The 21,874-nt window shown below is 42.5% G+C and carries 12 protein-coding genes (1 of these 12 running past the window's edge); 11 read left to right on the top strand and 1 reads right to left on the bottom strand.

Annotation, left to right across the window (positions count from 1 at the left end):
- Positions 1–141 precede the first annotated feature (141 nt).
- The 8 genes from AO498_RS17370 to AO498_RS16690 all read left to right on the top strand — a co-directional run bounded on the left by AO498_RS17370 (position 142) and on the right by AO498_RS16690 (position 18,307).
- A complete protein-coding gene (locus AO498_RS17370) occupies positions 142–7,695 on the top strand; it encodes a DUF1566 domain-containing protein (RefSeq protein ID WP_067550084.1) in 7,554 nt (2,517 codons plus the stop codon).
- Positions 7,696–7,761: 66 nt separating this feature from the next.
- Complete coding sequence (locus AO498_RS16725; RefSeq protein ID WP_082792275.1) at positions 7,762–9,768, top strand: T9SS type A sorting domain-containing protein; 2,007 nt, start codon at positions 7,762–7,764, stop codon at positions 9,766–9,768.
- Between the two features lie 270 nt (positions 9,769–10,038).
- Positions 10,039–11,406 carry a toxin-antitoxin system YwqK family antitoxin gene (locus tag AO498_RS16715; RefSeq protein ID WP_067550078.1) on the top strand — a complete coding sequence of 456 codons (1,368 nt, stop codon included), beginning with the start codon at positions 10,039–10,041 and terminating at the stop codon, positions 11,404–11,406.
- Positions 11,407–11,549: 143 nt separating this feature from the next.
- Positions 11,550–12,713: a hypothetical protein gene (locus tag AO498_RS16710; RefSeq protein ID WP_067550076.1), complete on the top strand. Its 1,164-nt coding sequence runs from the start codon at positions 11,550–11,552 to the stop codon at positions 12,711–12,713.
- Between the two features lie 211 nt (positions 12,714–12,924).
- Positions 12,925–13,920, top strand: a complete 996-nt coding sequence (locus tag AO498_RS16705; protein WP_067550074.1) for an adenosine kinase — start codon at positions 12,925–12,927, stop codon at positions 13,918–13,920.
- A 198-nt stretch (positions 13,921–14,118) separates the two neighbouring features.
- Positions 14,119–15,450, top strand: coding sequence for a M16 family metallopeptidase (locus tag AO498_RS16700; protein ID WP_067550072.1), 1,332 nt, complete (start codon positions 14,119–14,121; stop codon positions 15,448–15,450).
- 11 nt (positions 15,451–15,461) lie between these two features.
- Complete coding sequence (locus AO498_RS16695; protein ID WP_236778618.1) at positions 15,462–17,522, top strand: M16 family metallopeptidase; 2,061 nt, start codon at positions 15,462–15,464, stop codon at positions 17,520–17,522.
- Positions 17,523–17,575: 53 nt separating this feature from the next.
- A complete protein-coding gene (locus AO498_RS16690) occupies positions 17,576–18,307 on the top strand; it encodes a LolA-like protein (RefSeq protein WP_236778617.1) in 732 nt (243 codons plus the stop codon).
- Between the two features lie 24 nt (positions 18,308–18,331).
- On the opposite strand, the gene AO498_RS16685 is transcribed toward AO498_RS16690, so the two are convergent.
- On the bottom strand, positions 18,332–19,969 hold the full coding sequence (locus AO498_RS16685) for a M61 family metallopeptidase (RefSeq protein WP_067550068.1): 1,638 nt from the start codon (positions 19,967–19,969) through the stop codon (positions 18,332–18,334).
- A 141-nt stretch (positions 19,970–20,110) separates the two neighbouring features.
- Here AO498_RS16685 and rpmH point away from each other — a divergent pair, with 141 nt between their 5' ends.
- The 3 genes in view from rpmH to AO498_RS16675 are tightly spaced (at most 48 nt apart) and all read left to right on the top strand, a layout consistent with a single transcriptional unit that may run on beyond the window.
- The gene (gene rpmH / locus AO498_RS17065; protein WP_082792274.1) at positions 20,111–20,269 is read left to right on the top strand and encodes a 50S ribosomal protein L34; all 159 of its coding nucleotides are present in this window, start codon (positions 20,111–20,113) and stop codon (positions 20,267–20,269) included.
- A gap of 48 nt (positions 20,270–20,317) precedes the next feature.
- Positions 20,318–20,701 (top strand): ribonuclease P protein component, encoded by a 384-nt coding sequence (gene rnpA, locus AO498_RS16680; RefSeq protein WP_067550066.1) that lies wholly within the window; start codon positions 20,318–20,320, stop codon positions 20,699–20,701.
- Positions 20,694–21,874: the 5' portion of a S41 family peptidase gene (locus tag AO498_RS16675; protein WP_067550064.1), read on the top strand. Its footprint extends 475 nt past the window's final position; only the first 1,181 of its 1,656 coding nucleotides appear in the window; the start codon lies at positions 20,694–20,696; its stop codon lies off the right edge, out of view. Before rnpA ends, AO498_RS16675 begins: the two co-directional genes overlap by 8 nt.

Genomic DNA, 21,874 nt, shown 5'->3' with positions numbered 1-21,874 from the left:
AATCACCCAAAAAATGGAAGCTGGCATTCTTCCTTGCGACACTGCTTCAGGATGCTGAAGCAGTGAACACAGTTAACTAAAATACTGGAATACAGCCTAGGCTAAACAATCCTTCAGTCAACTAATAATCATTTCAAAAAAATGAAAAACAAAATCACCTTCTTAATTCTATTTTTATCCAGCGTGGTAGCGTATGGCCAAGTGGGGATCGGTACAGAGAATCCTGTAGCTTCTGCGGCTTTGGAGATCGTGGCTACCGATAGAGGTTTGCTGATCCCACGATTGACGAAAGAACAGCGAGATGCTATCCTGTCACCAGCCGAAGGGCTGTTGCTGTATCAGATAGATAATGAAACTGGGTTTTATTATTTCGACGGGAAGGCCTGGATGCTACTCAAAATCCCGGTATCGTTTACGACGCTATCTTCCGGTAAGATTTACGTAGGCGATGGAAGTAACCAAGCTAAAGAAGTGGCACTATCCGGCGATGTGACGATTGATCCCGAAGGAATTTCAAGTATAGGAAGTGGAAAAGTAGTCAGTGTGATGATAAAGGATGGAAATGTCACTGACGCCAAGTTAGATAAAGGCAATATCCCCTTAAGCGGTTTTGGAGCTCCGGTTTCAGATTTGAGCCTAGGAGGTAAAAAGATAGGTGATGTCGCAGATCCAACAAGTGATCAAGATGCGGCCACCAAAAAATATGTTGATTCTTCTTTGTTGACAGGAGCAACTGGTCCTCAAGGAGAAAAAGGCGATACTGGCGCACAAGGTATTCAAGGAGAAACTGGTCCAAAAGGAGATACAGGCGCACAAGGAATTCAGGGTGAAACTGGTCCAAAGGGAGATATAGGAGATCAGGGGATCCAGGGAGAAACTGGAGCTGTAGGTCCTCAAGGAATTCAAGGAGAAACAGGATTAACCGGCGCACAAGGAATTCAGGGTGAAACCGGTCCAAAAGGAGATAAAGGAGACCAAGGTATTCAAGGAGAAACTGGTCCAAAAGGAGATACAGGCGCACAAGGAATTCAGGGTGAAACTGGTCCAAAGGGAGATAAAGGAGACCAAGGAATTCAAGGAGAAATAGGACTAACAGGCGCACAGGGGATCCAAGGTGAAACTGGTCCAAAAGGAGATAAAGGAGATCAGGGGATCCAGGGAGAAACTGGAGCTGTAGGTCCTCAAGGAATTCAAGGAGAAACAGGATTAACCGGCGCACAAGGTATTCAGGGTGAAACCGGTCCAAAAGGAGATAAAGGAGACCAAGGTATTCAAGGAGAAACTGGCCCAAAAGGAGATAAAGGAGATCAGGGGATCCAGGGAGAAACTGGAGCTGTAGGTCCTCAAGGAATTCAAGGAGAAACAGGATTAACCGGCGCACAAGGTATTCAGGGTGAAACCGGTCCAAAAGGAGATAAAGGAGACCAAGGTATTCAAGGAGAAACTGGCCCAAAAGGAGATACAGGCGCACAAGGAATTCAGGGTGAAACTGGTCCAAAAGGAGATACAGGCGCACAAGGAATTCAGGGTGAAACTGGTCCAAAGGGAGATAAAGGAGACCAAGGAATTCAAGGAGAAATAGGACTAACAGGCGCACAGGGGATCCAAGGTGAAACTGGTCCAAAAGGAGATAAAGGAGACCAGGGAATCCAGGGAGAAACTGGCGCTGTAGGCCCTCAAGGAGCTACAGGTGATCAAGGTATTCAAGGAGAAACAGGAGCAACTGGTCCTCAAGGAGAAACAGGATTAACCGGCGCACAAGGTATTCAGGGTGAAAAAGGCGATACGGGAGCTCAAGGTTTACAAGGAGTTGACGGTACAAATGGCACCGATGGTGCAACAGGTCTAAGTGCCTATGAAGTAGCCTTTGCATTAGACAACAGCATAGGCGATGAAGCTACCTGGTTGGCGTCATTAAAAGGAGCTAAAGGAGACAAAGGAGACCAAGGTATTCAAGGAGAAACTGGTCCAAAAGGAGATACAGGCGCACAAGGAATTCAGGGTGAAACTGGTCCAAAGGGAGATATAGGAGATCAGGGGATCCAGGGAGAAACTGGAGCTGTAGGTCCTCAAGGAATTCAAGGAGAAACAGGATTAACCGGCGCACAAGGAATTCAGGGTGAAACTGGTCCAAAGGGAGATAAAGGAGACCAAGGAATTCAAGGAGAAACAGGATTAACCGGCGCACAAGGAATTCAGGGTGAAACTGGTCCAAAAGGAGATAAAGGAGATCAGGGGATCCAGGGAGAAACTGGAGCTGTAGGTCCTCAAGGAATTCAAGGAGAAATAGGACTAACAGGCGCACAAGGAATTCAGGGAGAAATTGGCCCAAAAGGAGACAAAGGAGACCAAGGAATTCAGGGTGAAACTGGTCCAAAAGGAGATACAGGCGCACAAGGAATTCAGGGTGAAACTGGTCCAAAGGGAGATAAAGGAGACCAAGGAATTCAAGGAGAAATAGGACTAACAGGCGCACAGGGGATCCAAGGTGAAACTGGTCCAAAAGGAGATAAAGGAGACCAGGGAATCCAGGGAGAAACTGGCGCTGTAGGCCCTCAAGGAGCTACAGGTGATCAAGGTATTCAAGGAGAAACAGGAGCAACTGGTCCTCAAGGAGAAACAGGATTAACCGGCGCACAAGGTATTCAGGGTGAAACCGGTCCAAAAGGAGATAAAGGAGACCAAGGTATTCAGGGTGAAACCGGTCCAAAAGGAGATAAAGGAGACCAAGGTATTCAAGGAGAAACTGGTCCAAAAGGAGATAAAGGAGATCAGGGAATCCAGGGACAAACTGGAGCTGTAGGTCCTCAAGGAATTCAAGGAGAAATAGGACTAACAGGCGCACAAGGAATTCAGGGAGAAATTGGCCCAAAAGGAGACAAAGGAGACCAAGGAATTCAGGGTGAAACCGGTCCAAAAGGAGATAAAGGAGACCAAGGAATTCAAGGAGAAACTGGTCCAAAAGGAGATAAAGGAGATCAGGGAATCCAGGGACAAACTGGCGCTATAGGTCCTCAAGGAGAAATAGGACTAACAGGCGCACAGGGGATCCAAGGTGAAACTGGTCCAAAAGGAGATAAAGGAGATCAGGGGATCCAGGGAGAAACTGGAGCTGTAGGTCCTCAAGGAATTCAAGGAGAAACAGGATTAACCGGCGCACAAGGTATTCAGGGTGAAACTGGTCCAAAAGGAGATACAGGCGCACAAGGAATTCAAGGAGAAACAGGATTAACCGGCGCACAAGGTATTCAAGGAGAAACTGGTCCAAAAGGAGATACAGGCGCACAAGGAATTCAAGGAGAAATAGGACTAACAGGCGCACAGGGGATCCAAGGTGAAACTGGTCCAAAAGGAGATAAAGGAGACCAAGGTATTCAAGGAGAAACTGGCCCAAAAGGAGATACAGGCGTACAAGGTGAAACAGGAGCAACTGGTCCTCAAGGAGAAATAGGAATAACCGGCGCACAAGGTATTCAAGGAGAAACTGGTCCAAAAGGAGATACAGGCGCACAAGGAATTCAGGGTGAAACTGGTCCAAAGGGAGATAAAGGAGACCAAGGAATTCAAGGAGAAACAGGATTAACCGGCGCACAAGGAATTCAGGGTGAAACTGGTCTAAAGGGAGATAAAGGAGACCAAGGAATTCAAGGAGAAATAGGACTAACAGGCGCACAGGGGATCCAAGGTGAAACTGGTCCAAAAGGAGATAAAGGAGATCAGGGGATCCAGGGAGAAACTGGAGCTGTAGGTCCTCAAGGAGAAAAAGGCGATACGGGAGCTCAAGGTTTACAAGGAGTTGACGGTACAAATGGCACCGATGGTGCAACAGGTCTAAGTGCCTATGAAGTAGCCTTTGCATTAGACAACAGCATAGGCGATGAAGCTACCTGGTTGGCGTCATTAAAAGGAGCTAAAGGAGACAAAGGAGACCAGGGAATCCAGGGAGAAACTGGCGCTGTAGGCCCTCAAGGAGCTACAGGTGATCAAGGAATTCAAGGAGAAATAGGACTAACAGGCGCACAGGGGATCCAAGGTGAAACTGGTCCAAAAGGAGATAAAGGAGATCAGGGGATCCAGGGAGAAACTGGAGCTGTAGGTCCTCAAGGAATTCAAGGAGAAACAGGATTAACCGGCGCACAAGGAATTCAGGGTGAAACCGGTCCAAAAGGAGATAAAGGAGACCAAGGTATTCAAGGAGAAACCGGTCCAAAAGGAGATAAAGGAGATCAGGGTATTCAAGGAGAAACCGGTCCAAAAGGAGATAAAGGAGATCAGGGAATCCAGGGACAAACTGGCGCTATAGGTCCTCAAGGAGAAAAAGGCGATACGGGAGCTCAAGGTTTACAAGGAGTTGACGGTACAAATGGCACCGATGGTGCAACAGGTCTAAGTGCCTATGAAGTAGCCTTTGCATTAGACAACAGCATAGGCGATGAAGCTACCTGGTTGGCGTCATTAAAAGGAGCTAAAGGAGACAAAGGAGACCAAGGTATTCAAGGAGAAACTGGCCCAAAAGGAGATACAGGCGTACAAGGTGAAACAGGAGCAACTGGTCCTCAAGGAGAAATAGGAATAACCGGCGCACAAGGTATTCAAGGAGAAACTGGTCCAAAAGGAGATACAGGCGCACAAGGAATTCAGGGTGAAACTGGTCCAAAGGGAGATAAAGGAGACCAAGGAATTCAAGGAGAAACAGGATTAACCGGCGCACAAGGTATTCAAGGAGAAACTGGTCCAAAAGGAGATACAGGCGCACAAGGAATTCAGGGTGAAACTGGTCCAAAGGGAGATAAAGGAGATCAGGGGATCCAGGGAGAAACTGGAGCTGTAGGTCCTCAAGGAGAAAAAGGCGATACGGGAGCTCAAGGTTTACAAGGAGTTGACGGTACAAATGGCACCGATGGTGCAACAGGTCTAAGTGCCTATGAAGTAGCCTTTGCATTAGACAACAGCATAGGCGATGAAGCTACCTGGTTGGCATCTTTAAAAGGAGACAAAGGAGACCAGGGAATCCAGGGAGAAACTGGCGCTGTAGGCCCTCAAGGAGCTACAGGTGATCAAGGTATTCAAGGAGAAACAGGAGCAACTGGTCCTCAAGGAGAAACAGGATTAACCGGCGCACAAGGTATTCAGGGTGAAACCGGTCCAAAAGGAGATAAAGGAGACCAAGGTATTCAAGGAGAAACTGGTCCAAAAGGAGATAAAGGAGATCAGGGGATCCAGGGAGAAACTGGAGCTGTAGGTCCTCAAGGAATTCAAGGAGAAATAGGACTAACAGGCGCACAAGGTATTCAGGGAGAAATTGGCCCAAAAGGAGACAAAGGAGACCAAGGAATTCAGGGTGAAAAAGGTGAAACAGGAGCTACTGGCTTAACAACATCTGTGAATGGTGTTATTCAAGTAAACGGTGAAATAACATTGACAACTACCGATGTTCCTGAAGGTGATAATAAGTACTTTACAGATGCATTAGTATCAGCAAATGCTGATGTGGTAGCCAACACCGCAAAAGTTGGCATTACTTCAGCGCAAGCCAATGCAATTACAAACAACACAGCCCGAATAAACTCAATTCCTGTACCTGGCTTTTCCACTTTATCAAACGTTACCTCGAATAGTAGCGGTTCCATTGCTACTGACGACTTTGTCTTTGGTAGCACTTCTTTAGCCAATATAGTAGGAGCAGATGATGATGGCCGAATGTTTTTCGATAAAAGTAAAGGGGCTTTTAGAGCAGGATACACTAATGGAAACCAATGGGATGATTCCAATGTGGGCCAGTATTCTACAGCAATGGGCCTCAACACAATCGCATCAGGTGGAAGCTCCACTGCAATTGGACAAGACTCATACGCCTCGGGGATTAATTCGGTTTCTATCGGATATGGTACTATTGCCCGCTCGTATGGGGAAATAGTTATAGGCTCGGCTAATACCACTCCAGGTACTGCAAACCAATATTTTTGGAACCCATCAGACCGTTTGTTTGTGATAGGGAATGGAAATTATGATGAAGCTGAAGAAAGTGATGCCATGGTGGTGCTTAAAAATGGGAATATTGGTTTTGGTACTGGTACACCTTCAGCTAAGCTAGAAGTAGCAGGAAGTGTTAAAATAGTAGATGGAAACCAAGGTGTGGGTAAAGTTCTTGCTTCTGATGTGAATGGATTGGCCAAGTGGACAGATCCAACGCTTATTAATGGGTTACAAGGCGAAAACGGATTGAGTGCATATCAGGTATGGCTCAGTTTAGGAAATACAGGAACTGAAACAGATTTCATCAGTTCATTGACCGGTCCACAAGGATCAATCGGATTAACAGGCCCGACAGGTCTAGCAGGAGCTGACGGACAAGGTGGTGTTACGACTGCTGGCACTAATGTTTCCATAACTGGATCTGGAATAGTAAGTGATCCTTATGTAGTTAATGCTACTGATAATGTAAACGATGCGGATGCAGATTCTACAAATGAACTACAAAATTTATCAGTTTCTGCAACAGGAGACACTTTGTCTTTAAGCAACGGAAACTGGGTAATTATACCTGGAATTAGTGCTGCTAATGCCCCGGTTGAATTGCCAACTTTAACTACTTCTGCTATGAGCAGCTTAACAAATTCAAGTGCAACTTCAGGAGGAAACATAACTGACGATGGCGGAGCGAATATAACAACAAGAGGAGTATGTTATAGCATCAATCCTAACCCAACGACTGATGACAATATTACCAATAACGGAAACGGTACCGGTACTTTTGTTAGTAACCTTTCAGGATTAACAGCGGGTACCACTTACTATGTACGAGCTTATGCAACCAACAGTGCAGGAACTGCCTATGGTAATGAGCTTAGTTTTACAACTCAAGTTCAATTGCCAACTTTAACTACTTCTGCTATGAGCAGCTTAACAAATTCAAGTGCAACTTCAGGAGGAAACATAACTGACGATGGCGGAGCGAATATAACAACAAGAGGAGTATGTTATAGCATCAATCCTAACCCAACGACTGATGACAATATTACCAATAACGGAAACGGTACCGGTACTTTTATTAGTAACCTTTCAGGATTAACAGAAAGTACCACTTACTATGTACGAGCTTATGCAACCAATAGTGTAGGAACTGCCTATGGTAATGAGCTTAGTTTTACAACTCGAGCTCTTCAAATAGGCGATAGCTATCAAGGGGGGATTATTTTTTATTTAGATGGATTAGGCGGAGGCTTAATTGCAGCCACGAACGATCAGAGCAGTGGAATACCATGGCAATCTTATAATGGAAGTTATTATACAACAACAGGTGCAACAGGCACTGCAATTGGCACAGGTCAATCGAATACTAATACCATTATTGCAATACAAGGCGCAGGAAGTTATGCAGCATCTCTTTGCGATGGGTATTCTGTTACCGTAGGGGGGGTAACCTATGATGACTGGTTTTTACCTAGTAAAGATGAGTTATATCTGATGTACAAAAATCTACATCGTAATATGTGTTCTGCAGCTCCACCAGGAGGATCAGATCCGAATTATACATGTTCTACGAGTCTTGGTGGTTTTGCTGGTGACTACTATTGGAGTTCTACGGAGAACGGTAACCCCTTTGCGTGGAGGCATGATTTCCTCTTTGGCGGCCAGAACGGCACCTTCGCTAAGAAAACCCTTTACAGGGTGCGTGCAGTTCGGGCTTTTTAGTAAAGAATATATTTTTTAAAACATGGTAAATGACGGCAAACATTAAAACAATCCAGGCACAGAATTATGAAACACCTTTATAAAATAATTTTAGTCTTGGTTTTGCAGACTGGTTTCAGTCTGGGAGGCTGGAGTCAAAAGCTTACCCTTGCCGAAGATGCCGTACTTGGGATTCAAGTTGGAGGTTTTTCGTTTGTTACTGGAGCGGTACAGCTCAAGGGTACTAGCGAATTGATCGGTCCGGAAGCCATCATATTGAAAAACTCGACATTTATTCAGCTCCAAGGTTCGGGTGTGAAACTTCGGACAAGAGAGATGAAGCGTGATGGTTTGGTGGAAATCCCCGTTGGCATAGACAGTAAAACTGTCTTAAGTATTCATAATAAAGACGTCGCAGCTAGCTACGGAATTAGTATGGAGGAGCTAAATGAGGCGGATGCCTTACCCTTTAGCTGGATGATTAAAGCTACTACTTCTGGAGGTCAAGCAATAAGCGACTTGTCGTTCTTTTGGCATAAATCGATAGAACCTGAGATTTTTGAAAACAAGGCCTTAGTCAAAAAAAATCAGACAGCATGGGAAGTGGTCCCAGACCAAGTGATCGGAGATACGCTAGTTAACCTTGAGGGATTTTCTGATTATGGAAGTCAAGAAACTATATTTAGTGTTAAGAATATTTCCTCTCAGCTAGATGCTGTAGGAACGGTGACTGACATTTCGTGTTTTGATCAAGCTGATGGTTCAATCAATCTTACCGTATTTGGCGGTACGCCACCGTATAGTTTCAAATGGAGCAATAGGCGGACGAGTGAGGATATCTCAAATCTCAGTGCGGGCACGTATTCTGTAAAAATTACGGATGCTGTTCGTGCTCGAAAAACGTTGAGTTTCACTATAACAAACCCGCCGTTGTTAACACTAAACACGACTCAAACGGATCTCAATTACTGTAATCCTGAACAAAAGGGAAGTATAACCCCATCAGCAACAGGAGGAACTGGGGCTTACAGCTTCTCTATCAATACGGGAGCTTCCTTGACAAATGGAGCATTTACCAATCTGGAAGCAGGAACTTATATCATTACGGTAACGGATGAAAACCAGTGTAGTCAAGTGAAAACAGTCACCATAGCGGCATCATCTGAAATAACCTTCCAAACAGAAAAATCTGATGTCACTAGTTGCACCTCCAATGGAAGTATAAGGATAACCGCAACAGGCGGAAGGAGTCCTTATTCTTATAGCATAGATGGAGGAACTACTTGGCAATCCGCCAATTCGTTTAGTAATCTGTCACAAGGGACTTATAGCCTTCAGGTTAAAGACGCTAATGAATGTGTGACGTCTCCTTCTGCTGTACAAATCACAGACAATGGTAGCGATCCGTATGAGGACAATAATACCCTTGGAACAGCCAGTGCAATTTCGTTGGAATTACCCTATCAGGCAAGATTGGGAAGTCAGGGAGATATAGATTGGTTTAGGTATGTAAATCCAAAAGGTCGAAAGAATACCCGAACTCATTACCTGAATTTTGCGAAGCAGGATGGTCAAATTGCAGAATTATACGATCAGGCAGGATTGCTTGTTCTTCCAAATGCAGGTTCAATTCCAGGATCGCCTGCCGCTTACAATCTTTTATCTCGAAGATCATATTATATCAAAGTCTCGGGAGCATCAAGTTTGTCGTGTTATACTGTCAGTTTAAGCACTGCTCTTACAGCCTTCCGAATTATAGAAAATCAGTCAGAGGAGGATCAAACTTCAGAAGTTCAAACCTCCGAAAATCAGGATACCCCAAGAAAATACAGTGCTGAGGATGTCTACGATGTGATTGCTTATCCGAATCCTTCCGATGGAATTTTCAGGTTAGCCCTCCCGGGCTTTGCCGACGGAGAGGCGAGGATGAGGATAATGGACTGGCTGGGCAGGATGATCCGGGATGAACTGGGTCAGGTGGAAAATGGTAAAAAACTCGGGGAAGTTGATTTGAGTTACGTCGCAAAAGGGGTTTACTATGTTCAGGTAATTCAAGACAGAAAAGTCAAAACTGTCCGCGTGATCATTCAATAGTAAAGAAGTGATACTTTAAGAAGGAGGTCATCCGATGGATGGCCTCTTTTTTGGTTTTCTTTATTTCCGCTTCTTTTCCGAAAGCGGAAAGAAGTACTAAAAAATATATTTGCTGTGTTCTGCTTCTGAAGAAACAGGACAACAAAAATAGATCATAACCATTCCTTTCTATTTTCATAAGAAAATTATATCTAAACTATTAGAAGATCAGGTCGTTAGGAGGATGAGAAAGCACAAGGTTTTCTTATGAAACTCTAAAAATCAACGGTTATGAAAACGTTATTGATTACCCTTCTCGGGCTTATTCTTAATCAGTCTATGCCTGAAAATGATTCGAAGGATTACTTCTATTTCGGCAATACCAATTTGGTTGGGGTTGGACCTTTTAAAGAAGGAGAGAAGTCAGGAATATGGAAGATATACAAGCGTGTAGATGAACTTAATGATCCAAAGACTAGTGTAGAAGCTGTGGTAGAAGAGACGGTTGAGGAGCTATTTGATTTATCGATGCCTATTTTTCAAATTACCTTCAAAGACAATATGCCTGACGGATTGATGGAAGAGTATTACCAGAATGGTCAGATAAAAAAATTGGTGAATTTTTCAAAAGGTAGGCTTACAGGAGAGTATTTTGAATTTAGCGAAAGCGGAGAAGTATTGCTCTCAGGGAAATATATAGATGATTTAAAAGAAGGTGATTGGTATTCTTACTACCGGAACGGCTCTAAAAAATCAGAGTACTATTACTCCAAAAATCTGCTACAGGGACTCGTCAAAAAATTCTTTCCAAATGGAAGCCTAGCCGAAATTATCCCATTTGAAGAAGGCAAACTAGAAGGGACCTATCAGACTTTTTTTCCGAATGGACAACTTCAAAAATCGGTTGAATTTTCCAATGATCAGGAAAATGGGACCTATGAACAATTCTACGAAGATGGTCAGCCTGAAATAATCAGTTCTTTTGCTAAAGGCGAGCTAACAGGAAACTGGGAAAATTTTGATAATCTGGGAACTCTGATTAGTAAAGGAGAGTACCTGGCAGGCATTCGAGTAGGAATCTGGAAAGAACAAGTTCGAGAGGTGCAAGGATTTTATCGGTTGGGCGAATACAAGGAGGGGAATAAAGAGGGAATGTGGCAAATAGTTGATTCCCAAGGAATGAGTTATCAAGAAGAAAGTTACTCCCAAGATCGATTGATAGGAATTAGTAACTTTAAAACCGCTGATGGCAGGCTTTTAGACGCTGGAAAATTGGTCAAAGGAACGGGAAAACGGCTCGTCTATGACCTGGAAGGAAATTTACTCGAAAAGGGCCGCTATACCAAAGGAGTACGAACTGGTGTTTGGTTGACCTATTACCCAAAAAGTGCCGTAGTAGCCAGCTCTGGTTCCTATAGTGACGGGACAAAATCGGGCACTTGGAGATATTTTGGTTTGAATGGGGAGTTGCTCAGTGAAGAGACATTTGACCAAAATACTTCAGTAGATGCTCGTGAAACAGATCCTATTCAAAAGCACAACATGGCACGAAGAGATTTTGGTAGAAATTTGGCTGCCGAACCTACAAGTTCTAACGATATGCGGTTTTTGGAACGATTTCAAATCCGAAATTTGCAAAAGCTGGAAAATATGTATTGAGAAAGTTGGGAATTTAGTTTGCTGCTTCTTCGGAGGCAGCATTTTTTTTGTTTAGACCTAAGGCAAGAGAGAAAGGAAGGTTAATGCTCACTTTTTGCCCTTTCCCCCCGATCCCCTAATTTAGCCGATCTAAAATTCCCCGAATGAAGCTGATAGAAGTCACCACTCCTGCCCATCAGAAAGAGTTTATCGAAATGGCCGTGAGGCTATATAAAAACGAAAAAAATTGGATTCGACCACTTGATGCAGATATCGAAGGCCTCTTTCATCCTGAAACCAATAAGCTTTATAGAAATGGGGCCAAAGCCAAGCGTTGGCTACTTCAGGATGACAAAGGACAGACCATTGGTCGAATTGCTGCCTTTATCAATCCTAAAATGAAGGAAAAGCAACCTACAGGAGGTGTGGGATTTTTCGAATGTATCGATAATCAGGAAGCTGCATTCAAGCTTTTTGATATAGCGAAGGACTGGCTGAAAAGTGAAGGAATGGAAGCCATGGACGGCCCAATCAATTTTGGGGAGCGGGACAAATGGTGGGGATTGTTGGTGGATGGGTTTTCGGAGCCGAATTACAACATGCCTTGGAATTTTGGGTACTATCAGAAGTTTTTTGAAGCCTATGGTTTTCAGCTTTACTTCAAGCAATTCACTTATGCCAGAAAGGTGCAAAATGTAGGCTTTGATGAAAAGATGATTCAGCGTGCAAAGGTTATTTCAGATAATCCGGATTATTCCTTCCGATACATCAAAGGAAAGGAGCTTCAGGAGAAAGCGCCGGAATATTTCATGACCGTGTACAACAAAGCTTGGGCAAGGCACTTGGGAAAATCAGTATCCTTTAAAGAGGCCCAACTCATGTTTGGTAAAATGAAACCGATCATTGATCCCAAACTGATTTATTTTGGGTTTTACAAAGGTGAGCCGGTTTCCTTTTTTATTCAGATTCCTGAGATCAACCAGATTTTCAAACATGTAAATGGGAAAATGGATCTTCTGGGTAAGCTTAAGTTTTTATGGTACAAAACCTTTTCACCTCCAAATAAAATGTTGGGTTTGGTGTTTGGCGTGGTGCCCGAACATCAAGGCAAAGGGGTGGAAAGTGCGATGGTCGTAGAATATGATAAAATGAGCGGTAAGCCTGATTTTCAATACAAGACGATCGAAATGAACTGGATTGGTGATTTTAACCCCAAGATGATGCGGGTTTGTGAACAGCTTCTGGCAGAAATCTATAAAACACATCATACTTATCGATACTTATTCGATCGGGAAAAACCATTCGAAAGACACCCTATCTTTGATTGACGAATAACCACTTATGAGTTACGAGGTGCGATTTACGGCGCTCTTTAAACTTCTATCTTGATATTCTCAATTGAGGACTTTCTCCATTAACTCGAATATCGAACATTGAATATCCGACGAAAAAGTAAGTATCCTTTCGACTCAACTTTGCAACCTTATTACTTTACCACATTACAACCTTAAAACATTACAACTTTCCAACTATCCAATAATGAAAAAATACGACGTAACCGGTATCGGAAATGCTCTAGTAGATATGGAGTTTCAAGTAACCGATCAGTTTTTTGCAGATAACGGTGTAGAAAAAGGACTCATGACCCTCGTAGATGAGGATCGTCAAAACTCACTGATGCAGGTTATCAATACAGAAGAAGCGAAAAAACAGGCTGGAGGATCCGCCGCAAACTCGATCGTAGCAGTCAGTCAGTTTGGAGGTAAATCTTTTTACTGTTTCCGTGTGGCCAACGACGAATTGGGACACTTTTACTTGAAGGATTTGATTGATTCAGGAGTGGATATTGCCTTAGTACCCGAGCGATTGGAAAATGGAGTCACTGGTAAATGTCTCGTAATGGTGACCGAAGATTCTGAACGAACCATGAACACCTTTTTGGGGATTACCCAGAATTTTTCAGTGAAAGATGTCCATGAATCCGCCATCAAGGATTCCAAATACCTATTTATTGAAGGGTATTTGGTTACTTCCCCAAATGGGAAAGAGGCCATGCTCCATGCTAAAAAAGTAGCAGAAGAAGCAGGGACCAAAGTGGCCTTGACCTTTTCAGATCCCGCTATGGTAAAATATTTCAAAGCCAATTTTGACGATGTGATTGGCCCAAGTGTGGATTTGCTGTTTGCGAATGAAGAGGAGGCGATGCTTTATACCGGAAAAGACACCTTATTGGAAGCCAGAGAGGAAATGAAAAAGGCTGCCAAACATTTCGTGATTACCATGGGAAAAAATGGAGCAATGATTTTTGATGGAGATACCTTTATTGATATCGAGCCGTATCCAACCACTGCCATAGATAGTAACGGTGCAGGAGATATGTTTGCCGGGGCTTTCCTATACGGGATTACCAATGGACATTCCTATGCATCCAGTGGGAAACTAGCATCGATGGCGAGTTCCAAAATTGTCAGTCAGTTTGGACCGCGACTAAAATGGCATGAAGCCAAGGAAGTATTGGCAAGATTGAATCCTTGAATTTTCGAGAGGTTGTTCCCAAAGAGCAACCTCTTCGTTTGTCCGCAATTTTCTGCATAGATGGAATTGAGCAGGATTTTTTTCCAAAAAGACTTGAAAATTGTCCACTCATCACCAAAAGTCTTTCTCGGTGATTAAAACAAAAAATCGATTAATTCAGTAATATTCCAACTAGAAACCTTATCTATTCTTTTTACTATGAAAAAAACTACCCTCTTGGGTCTAATTCTGGGATGGATCGCTTTCCCAGCCTTAGCCCAAAACAAGATTGAATTCAGGGAATTTACCCTGGATAATGGACTGCATGTCATCATGCATCAAGATAATACTACGCCGATCGTGGTGACTTCTGTACTCTATCATGTAGGATCGAAGAATGAAAATCCTGAAAGAACAGGCTTTGCACACTTTTTTGAGCACTTAATGTTCGAAGGCTCAGAAAATATTGACCGAGGTCAATACATGAATATTATTCAAAGTCGTGGAGGCACGCTCAATGCCTACACTTCCAATGATATTACTTATTACTACGAATTGCTGCCATCTAATGAGCTTGAGCTCGCCCTTTACATGGAAAGTGAGCGAATGCTTCATTCTAAAGTAGATATCACAGGAGTAGAGACCCAACGTGAAGTTGTCAAAGAAGAGAAGCGTCAACGCGTTGACAACCAGCCTTACGGTTCCATTTTGACGGAGACTTTGGTGAGAGCCTATTCGGCACATCCTTACCAGTGGGCCCCAATTGGATCTTTGGATCACTTGAATGCGGCAACTATTGAGGAGTTTCAGCAGTTCTACAAGGACTTCTATGTGCCAAACAACGCTACGCTAACTATTGCCGGCGATATCGATTATACACAGACAGAGAATTTGGTCAGAAAGTATTTTGCTGAAATTCCAAAAGGAAGCAAAGAGATCTATCGTCCAAATGTGATCGAGCCTAAAAAAACAGCTGAAATCCGAGACATCGTCTACGATAATATTCAGATTCCGGCTGTCATCCAAGCCTACAACCTTCCTCGTCGAAATCATCCAGATAGCTACGCGCTCTCCATGCTCTCTACCTACCTGACTGGAGGAAATTCTTCCCTTATGACCAAAGAATTGGTCGACAAACAACAGAAAGCATTGGCAGTTGCCGCAATTCCTTTGGAGCTTGAAGATGGAGGTTTGTTTATCATGTATGGGATTGCCAATATGGGAGTAGAGGCAAAAGATTTGGAAACAGAAATCGATAAACTTTTGAAGCAAGTCCAAGAAAATGGAATTACAGATGAAGACTTTGCGAAGCTTAAAAATCAAATCGAAAATGATTTGGTAAGCAGCAATTCCACAGTGGAGGGCATCGCGAATAATCTTGCCGAAGCCCACGTGATCTACGGGGACACGCAATACATCAATCAAGTAATGGATAAGTTTGCTCAAGTAACTAAAGCTGATATCCAACGCGTCGCTAAAGAATACATGAACCTAGAAGGTCGAGTGGTCTTGTATTATTTACCAAAATCAGCTCAGCCTGCGACTGAATAATTGTTTGATCCATGAACTACGAACTAATGAAAAAGCTATCCATATCTTTTGTTCTTCTGCTTTTTGTCACTTTTGGGCTAATGGCTCAGGTGGACCGAAGCAAATTGCCGGTATCAGGACCTGCTCCTGAAATAAAAATTAAGGATGCTGAGACCTTTACCTTGGCCAACGGCCTGAAGGTCTTTGTCGTGAATAATACCAAGCTACCTAGAGTTTCCTTCACTTTGGTACTGGAAAGAGATCCAATTTTGGAAGGAGATAAGGCAGGTACATCGGGATTTGTTGGTGAAATGATGATGGGCGGAACAGCCAATCGTACAAAAGACCAATTGGATCAAGAAATTGATTTTATCGGAGCAAGCCTAAGCGCCTCATCAACTTCTATGTTTGCCTCATCTCTGAAAAAACATCAGGGAAAAATTTTGGAATTGATGGCAGACGTGCTTTACAACCCTATTTTTCCACAAGACGAATTGGATAAGCTCAAGAAGCAAGCGTTGACAGGTTTGGCTCAAAGCAAGGACAATCCAAATGCGATTTCTGATCGCCTATCCAGAGCAGTATTGTATGGTCCAAAGCATCCATACGGAGAATCCCAGTCTGAAGCCACTATTAATAATATTACCGTTGATGATGTGAAGAAATACTATCAAACGTATTTCAAGCCGAATATCGCTTACTTGGCGATTGTAGGTGATATGAGCAAAGAGGAAGCAGAAAAAGTGGTGAATCAGTATTTTGGTAAATGGCAAAAAGGGGAAGTGCCTCGATTCACTTATCCAATGCCAGAAAGAGCCTCCAAGCGTGCAGTTGCATTGGTAGACAGAAGCTCTTCTGTCCAATCTGTCATCAACTTGACTCAACCGGTTCAAATGAAGATCGGTGACGCAGACTACATCTCAAGTAGATTATTAAACCAAATTCTTGGTGGAGGGTCAGCCTCAAGATTATTTATGAATCTTAGAGAAGACAAAGGATATACTTACGGAGCCTATTCTTCTATAGGTGCCGATAAATTAGTAGCATCAATTTCAGCTTCTGCATCGGTTCGAACCGAAGTGACTGACTCAGCGGTTTATGAGTTTATCTATGAGATCAAGAATTTAGTAGATAATGGCGTTACGGAAGAAGAGTTAGCTAAAGCTAAAGCTGAATTGGCGGGTAGCTTTGGCCGATCTCTTGAACAGCCTGCTACAGTGGCTAATTTCGCATTGAACATCGATCGATATAAGTTGCCAAAAGACTATTATGCTACTTATCTCCAAAAGCTCAACGCGCTTACAGTTGAAGATATTAATGCGACTGCTAAGCGTTTGATCGAGCCTGATAAATTTATTATCACGACCGTTGGTAATGGATCTGAAATCAAGGAAAAGCTTGCTCAGTTTGGTGAGGTAATCGAATACGATAATATGGGTGTGCCTGCCAAAAAGCTGGAAGCTGATGCAGACATGACAGCGGAGAAAGTGATTGAAAATTACCTGAACGCAATCGGGGGAAAAGAAAAAGTATCTCAGATCAAAACTGCGAAGATTTCAATGGACGCGGCTGTTATGGGTAGAACCTTGAATCTGGGTTTTGTTTATGATCTTGAAAACAAGCGCTATGGTCAAAAGCAATCCATGGGAGGTATGGTATTGGTGAAAACAACTCTTGAAGAAGAAAAAGGCAGCATGACTATTCAAGGTCAAGCTACCGAGATGAATGAAGCTCAGCTAGATGAAGCTATTCTAAATTCCTTCCTTTTCCCTGAGGAAGTATATCAATCCATGGGGTACTCTTTGACTTTGGAAGGATTAAAAGATGTAGATGGAACTCCTGCCTACAAGGTGATTATTTCAAGTCCATCCGGAGCAAAACTGACCAATTATTACGCTCAGGATTCAGGTTTGAAAATCAAATATGAAAATCCAGCTTCTGGTGATACCTATTATTCAGATTATCAGGAAAAAGAAGGGGTATTGTTACCCATGACTTGGACGATCAAATCTCCAATGATTCCTGTGCCTTTAGAAGCAAAAGTGACTTCCATGGAAATCAATGTCCCTGTTACCAACGAGGATATCAATTAATCACGAAAGAGAGGGAGAACCCCTCTCTTTTTTCAAATAACCAATTATCAACTATGAAACTTAAGTCAATTTTAGCTGCGGCGTTCCTTTGTGTACTATTCCAAGGCGCAGCAGTTGCCAATGAACATACTAGCCTAGTGACGGCACAAGGTGAGGTGGTTCCAAATGATCCAGCCACCATTATTAACGCCTATGTCAAGGCCATTGGGGGGACAGAAAAAATTGCTCAAATCAGGAATTCGGTCATGACTGCTGAAGCGGCATTTATGGGACAGGTTATCCAAATCAAGACCATTTCTGATGCTGAATTTACGCGAATGCTTCAATCCACTTCCGTGGGAGGAAATGAAATGCAAAAGACAATTTTGTTAAATGGAAAAGCGCAGGTAATGGCGATGGGTCAGGTTCAGGAACTTCCTGAGGAAATGGTTGCTATTTTGAAAACACAAACCTACATGTTTCCAGAGCAGAATTATGAGGCGTTGGGATTTGCGGTGACTTATGTTGGTGAGGAGGAAATTGAAGGAGAAAATACTCATAAACTTGAAATCACTGCTCCAAATGGTATGGTGACGCATGAGTTTTATTCTGCAAGCTCTGGACTAAAAGTCAGAACAAGTTCGTCCGCTACTGGGGATATTTCTTACAGTGATTATCAAGAAGTAGAAGGAGTATTGGTGCCAATGTCTTTAAAGATCAAAAACCCTATGCTTCCAGAGGCGCTTGAGACTAAAATCACCTCGATAAAATTTAATCAAGAACTCAGCGATGCTGATTTTCAATAAAAAAAGCCTCGAAAGAGGCTTTTTTTATGTTCTCCATCGAATTTGTTCTGGGGTTTCTTGGACAAATTGAAGGGAAAAGGAGGGGTAATAACTCTTAATCCCTTTTTGGATTAGGAGATCAATGGATCTTCCTTTTCTTGAAATTTTCAAATTCAATTCCTCTCCCAGATTTTTTTGATCCATAATTTGGTCTCCTCGCATAAGGAGGGAATAAGCAGGACTATCCGGATGGATTTGAATTATTTCATTGTGATCAGCTATGCGTACCCCATAATGGGTAAGTAGATGATCATTATCCGGTTGCTCTTCAAGTCTTCCTCCAACAACTTCAAAACATGTTTTTAGGAACGGGAATAAATCTTTTTTCCCGTGAACGAATTCTCTGAAAAATTCATCAATTTCTTCCGTTACGGACAGTTCTTCTTGAATCAACTGTTCAAATTCAATCATGCGGTAGCCTTTCATGGGTTTGCCGAAGGTATTCCACATCTTAGTCATGATTTTGCTTAAACTGCTGTTTTGTTTGATCAGGAGGATGTCCAAACAAAAAGATAGCAAAGCACCTCGGGAATAAATATTGACTTTCCGATCTGGGATCCCCGTTTGATAACCATCAAGCCACAAATCGAAGGAGGATTCTGCAATAGTATAATTTTTCCATCCCTGATGAGTTGATTCCCGAGCTATGATTTTTTCAAGATGTTTTGCGTAGGTATTGAAGTCATATACTCCAGATTTTAATAAGTACAAATCACCCATGTAGGTAGTCACTCCCTCGAGAATCAACCCAGCGTTTGTGTAGGTTTCTTTGGAAAAATCATAAGGAAGAAGCTCCTGAGGGCGAATTCGGCAGACATTCCATGCATGGTACAATTCATGGCAACTTACCCCCAGTAATTCCTCCATTTCTGCTGGGTCAATTAAGTTTTTGGAGGGGCCATAGGTAATGACAGTTCCTCGGCGATGCTCAACTCCATGATAGTGAGTATATGGTAAAAGCTGGAAAATGAAGTGATATTCCTTTTCAGGAAATTCTCCAAAATCCTGGATTAATTGTGCGGTGAAGGATTGGAAATGGCTTAGAAAATTGGATGGATCAAAATAAATTTCTCCATGAATCCAAATATGGAATTGGGCTTCTTGGATTACATATGACCAATGCGTGATTGCTTTAGCTGCAAGTAAAGTGGAGTCGGCCAACATTTGGAAATTAGAGGCCTTCCATACAGATTTAGAGATAGGAAATAATGTGGATACCTGCTCTGGATAATCATTCAGCAATAGTTTTAGGTTTATTTCCTCCTCTTCTCTGCCTAAGACTTCAAAACAACAATTGACCAAGTTGAGGTAAACTTGCTGATCGTCGACCCAAGCACTTCCGGCGTCCATTTTTCCAGCCCAGTATTCGTAGGAGATTTTGAGGGAGTTTGCAGGCTTAATTTTCCATTGGTTTTTTGATTTTTTCTCAAAGCCAATAAGGTTTCCGTCCGAATCAACCACGGAAAAATTTCGAATATTTTGTGCGTAATCGGCCAATTGGTATCTGCCAGCTCTCCAAGCTGGAAGCTGTAATATTGTTTCTTCTCCTCCTATTCGGTCCAATTCAAGGGATATTTGGATGAATTGTGAAGTGGGAGTATGACTGGAAATAGAAAATAGCATGGTGGTTTTATGCTTGATTGTCAAAACAAATGTAGAAACGGGATTTGTATTTAAGAAAATGGTGCATATCTTTGCAATCCTTTTTGGGGGTCAATCCTCACTAAGTGGTTTCCGAAAGCAATCAGATAAAGATATTCGATCATGAAAAGAACGTTTCAGCCTTCTCGCAGAAAAAGAAAAAACAAGCACGGCTTTAGAGAAAGAATGGCTACCGCAAATGGTAGGAGAGTATTGAGAGCCAGAAGAGCTAAAGGCAGACATAAGTTAACTGTGTCTGACGAAAAGACTTTGAAGAAGTAATTCTTAGCACTGAAATTCGTATGTTCACGTACGAATCCAGTTCTGCCGATGAATCTCCGACTTCCCAAATCTGAGCGTCTTCACGCTGATAAACTTATCAAGGAACTTTTTAACGAAGGTTCCTCTTTTTTTTTATACCCTTTCAAGGTCATTTATTTAAGAAAAATTGACATGATCGGGCAGGCCAATCAAGTTTTGATTTCCGTTTCGAAGAAAAAGATTAAAAAGGCCTCGGGTAGAAATTATATTAAGCGAAGGATTAAGGAGTCCTATCGATTGAATAAACATTTACTTAAGGCCGATGGATTTATTTTGGGTTTTATCTTTGTTGGTAAGCCTGAAATGTCATTTTCTGAAATGGAGCCTAGGCTTATCCAAATACTTGAAAAACTCTCGCTTGAACCTATCGCACATTCTTCTTCCAATGAATAAATTCACTAAAAAGCTTTTTCTTCCAATTGGGATACTGTTTCTGCTTGTCGGATTTGTGGCTTTTCAAATCAAGAATGATAAGCTGTTTTCCATAGCTAAGAACATTGATATTTTTGCGACCCTCATTCGAGAGCTTGATTCGTATTATGTAGATGAAATTGATCCAGATAAACTAGTTCAAGTAGGAATTGAGGCGATGTTGGAGGAGTTGGATCCCTATACTGAATATATTCCTGAGGAAGACTCTGAAGACTTTAGAACTTTGACTACCGGTGAATATGCCGGAGTCGGAGCATTAATCGGAAATCGAGGCGGGGGGAATATGGTCTTAATGCCTTACACTGGTTTTCCTGCTCAAAATGCAGGGTTAAAAATTGCAGATTATATCATTAAAGTAGATTCTGTAGACGTTTCCAAAAGTGCTACTTCTGCCGTTTCGGATTTGTTAAAAGGCCCAGCAAATACTCCTGTCGAGGTAACTGTGGTTCGAGATAAGGATACACTCTCTTTTGAGTTGATTCGAAAAAAAATCTCCTTGAAAAATGTTCCCTTCTATGGCAAGCTAGACGATAAGACAGGTTATATCAAGCTTGCAGATTTCACGACGAATGCAGCTGCAGAAGTCAGAAATGCGATCGTTGATTTAAAAAGTCAAGGAGTTGGAGGTTTGATTCTTGACCTAAGAGATAATCCAGGGGGACTCGTAAATGAGGCTGTGGAAATAGTTAATCTTTTTATTCCTAAGGGAAAAGAAGTAGTTAAAACGATAGGGAAAATCCAAAACGTCAATTACACCTACAAAACGACCAAATCTCCTTTGGATAAAGATATTCCCCTTGTTATACTAATTAATGAACGTAGCGCCTCGGCCTCCGAAATCGTTGCAGGTGCATTGCAAGATTATGACCGTGCGGTATTGGTAGGTCAAAAATCCTTTGGAAAGGGGCTGGTTCAGACAACCATTCCCCTGACATATAATGCTCAAGCAAAGATTACGACTGCTAAATATTACATTCCTAGCGGAAGATGCATTCAGGCTATTGACTATGCTAAAAGTCGGGAAAATGGGGCTTTGACTACAGTGCCTGATTCTTTGCGTAAATCCTTTACTACAAGTAATGGAAGAGTGGTGATAGATGGAGCGGGAATAGAACCCGATGAAAAGGCTGAAGA

This window comes from Algoriphagus sanaruensis (genome assembly GCF_001593605.1).
Lineage (GTDB): Bacteria > Bacteroidota > Bacteroidia > Cytophagales > Cyclobacteriaceae > Algoriphagus > Algoriphagus sanaruensis.
This window is presented reverse-complemented; position numbering and strand designations above follow the sequence as displayed.

Coding starts and splice junctions, on each gene's coding strand:
- AO498_RS17370 (WP_067550084.1), top strand. CDS start 142: ATGAAAAACAAAATCACCTTCTTAATTCTATTTTTATCCAGCGTGGTA.
- AO498_RS16725 (WP_082792275.1), top strand. CDS start 7,762: ATGAAACACCTTTATAAAATAATTTTAGTCTTGGTTTTGCAGACTGGT.
- AO498_RS16715 (WP_067550078.1), top strand. CDS start 10,039: ATGAAAACGTTATTGATTACCCTTCTCGGGCTTATTCTTAATCAGTCT.
- AO498_RS16710 (WP_067550076.1), top strand. CDS start 11,550: ATGAAGCTGATAGAAGTCACCACTCCTGCCCATCAGAAAGAGTTTATC.
- AO498_RS16705 (WP_067550074.1), top strand. CDS start 12,925: ATGAAAAAATACGACGTAACCGGTATCGGAAATGCTCTAGTAGATATG.
- AO498_RS16700 (WP_067550072.1), top strand. CDS start 14,119: ATGAAAAAAACTACCCTCTTGGGTCTAATTCTGGGATGGATCGCTTTC.
- AO498_RS16695 (WP_236778618.1), top strand. CDS start 15,462: ATGAACTACGAACTAATGAAAAAGCTATCCATATCTTTTGTTCTTCTG.
- AO498_RS16690 (WP_236778617.1), top strand. CDS start 17,576: ATGAAACTTAAGTCAATTTTAGCTGCGGCGTTCCTTTGTGTACTATTC.
- AO498_RS16685 (WP_067550068.1), bottom strand. CDS start 19,969: ATGCTATTTTCTATTTCCAGTCATACTCCCACTTCACAATTCATCCAA.
- rpmH (WP_082792274.1), top strand. CDS start 20,111: ATGAAAAGAACGTTTCAGCCTTCTCGCAGAAAAAGAAAAAACAAGCAC.
- rnpA (WP_067550066.1), top strand. CDS start 20,318: ATGAATCTCCGACTTCCCAAATCTGAGCGTCTTCACGCTGATAAACTT.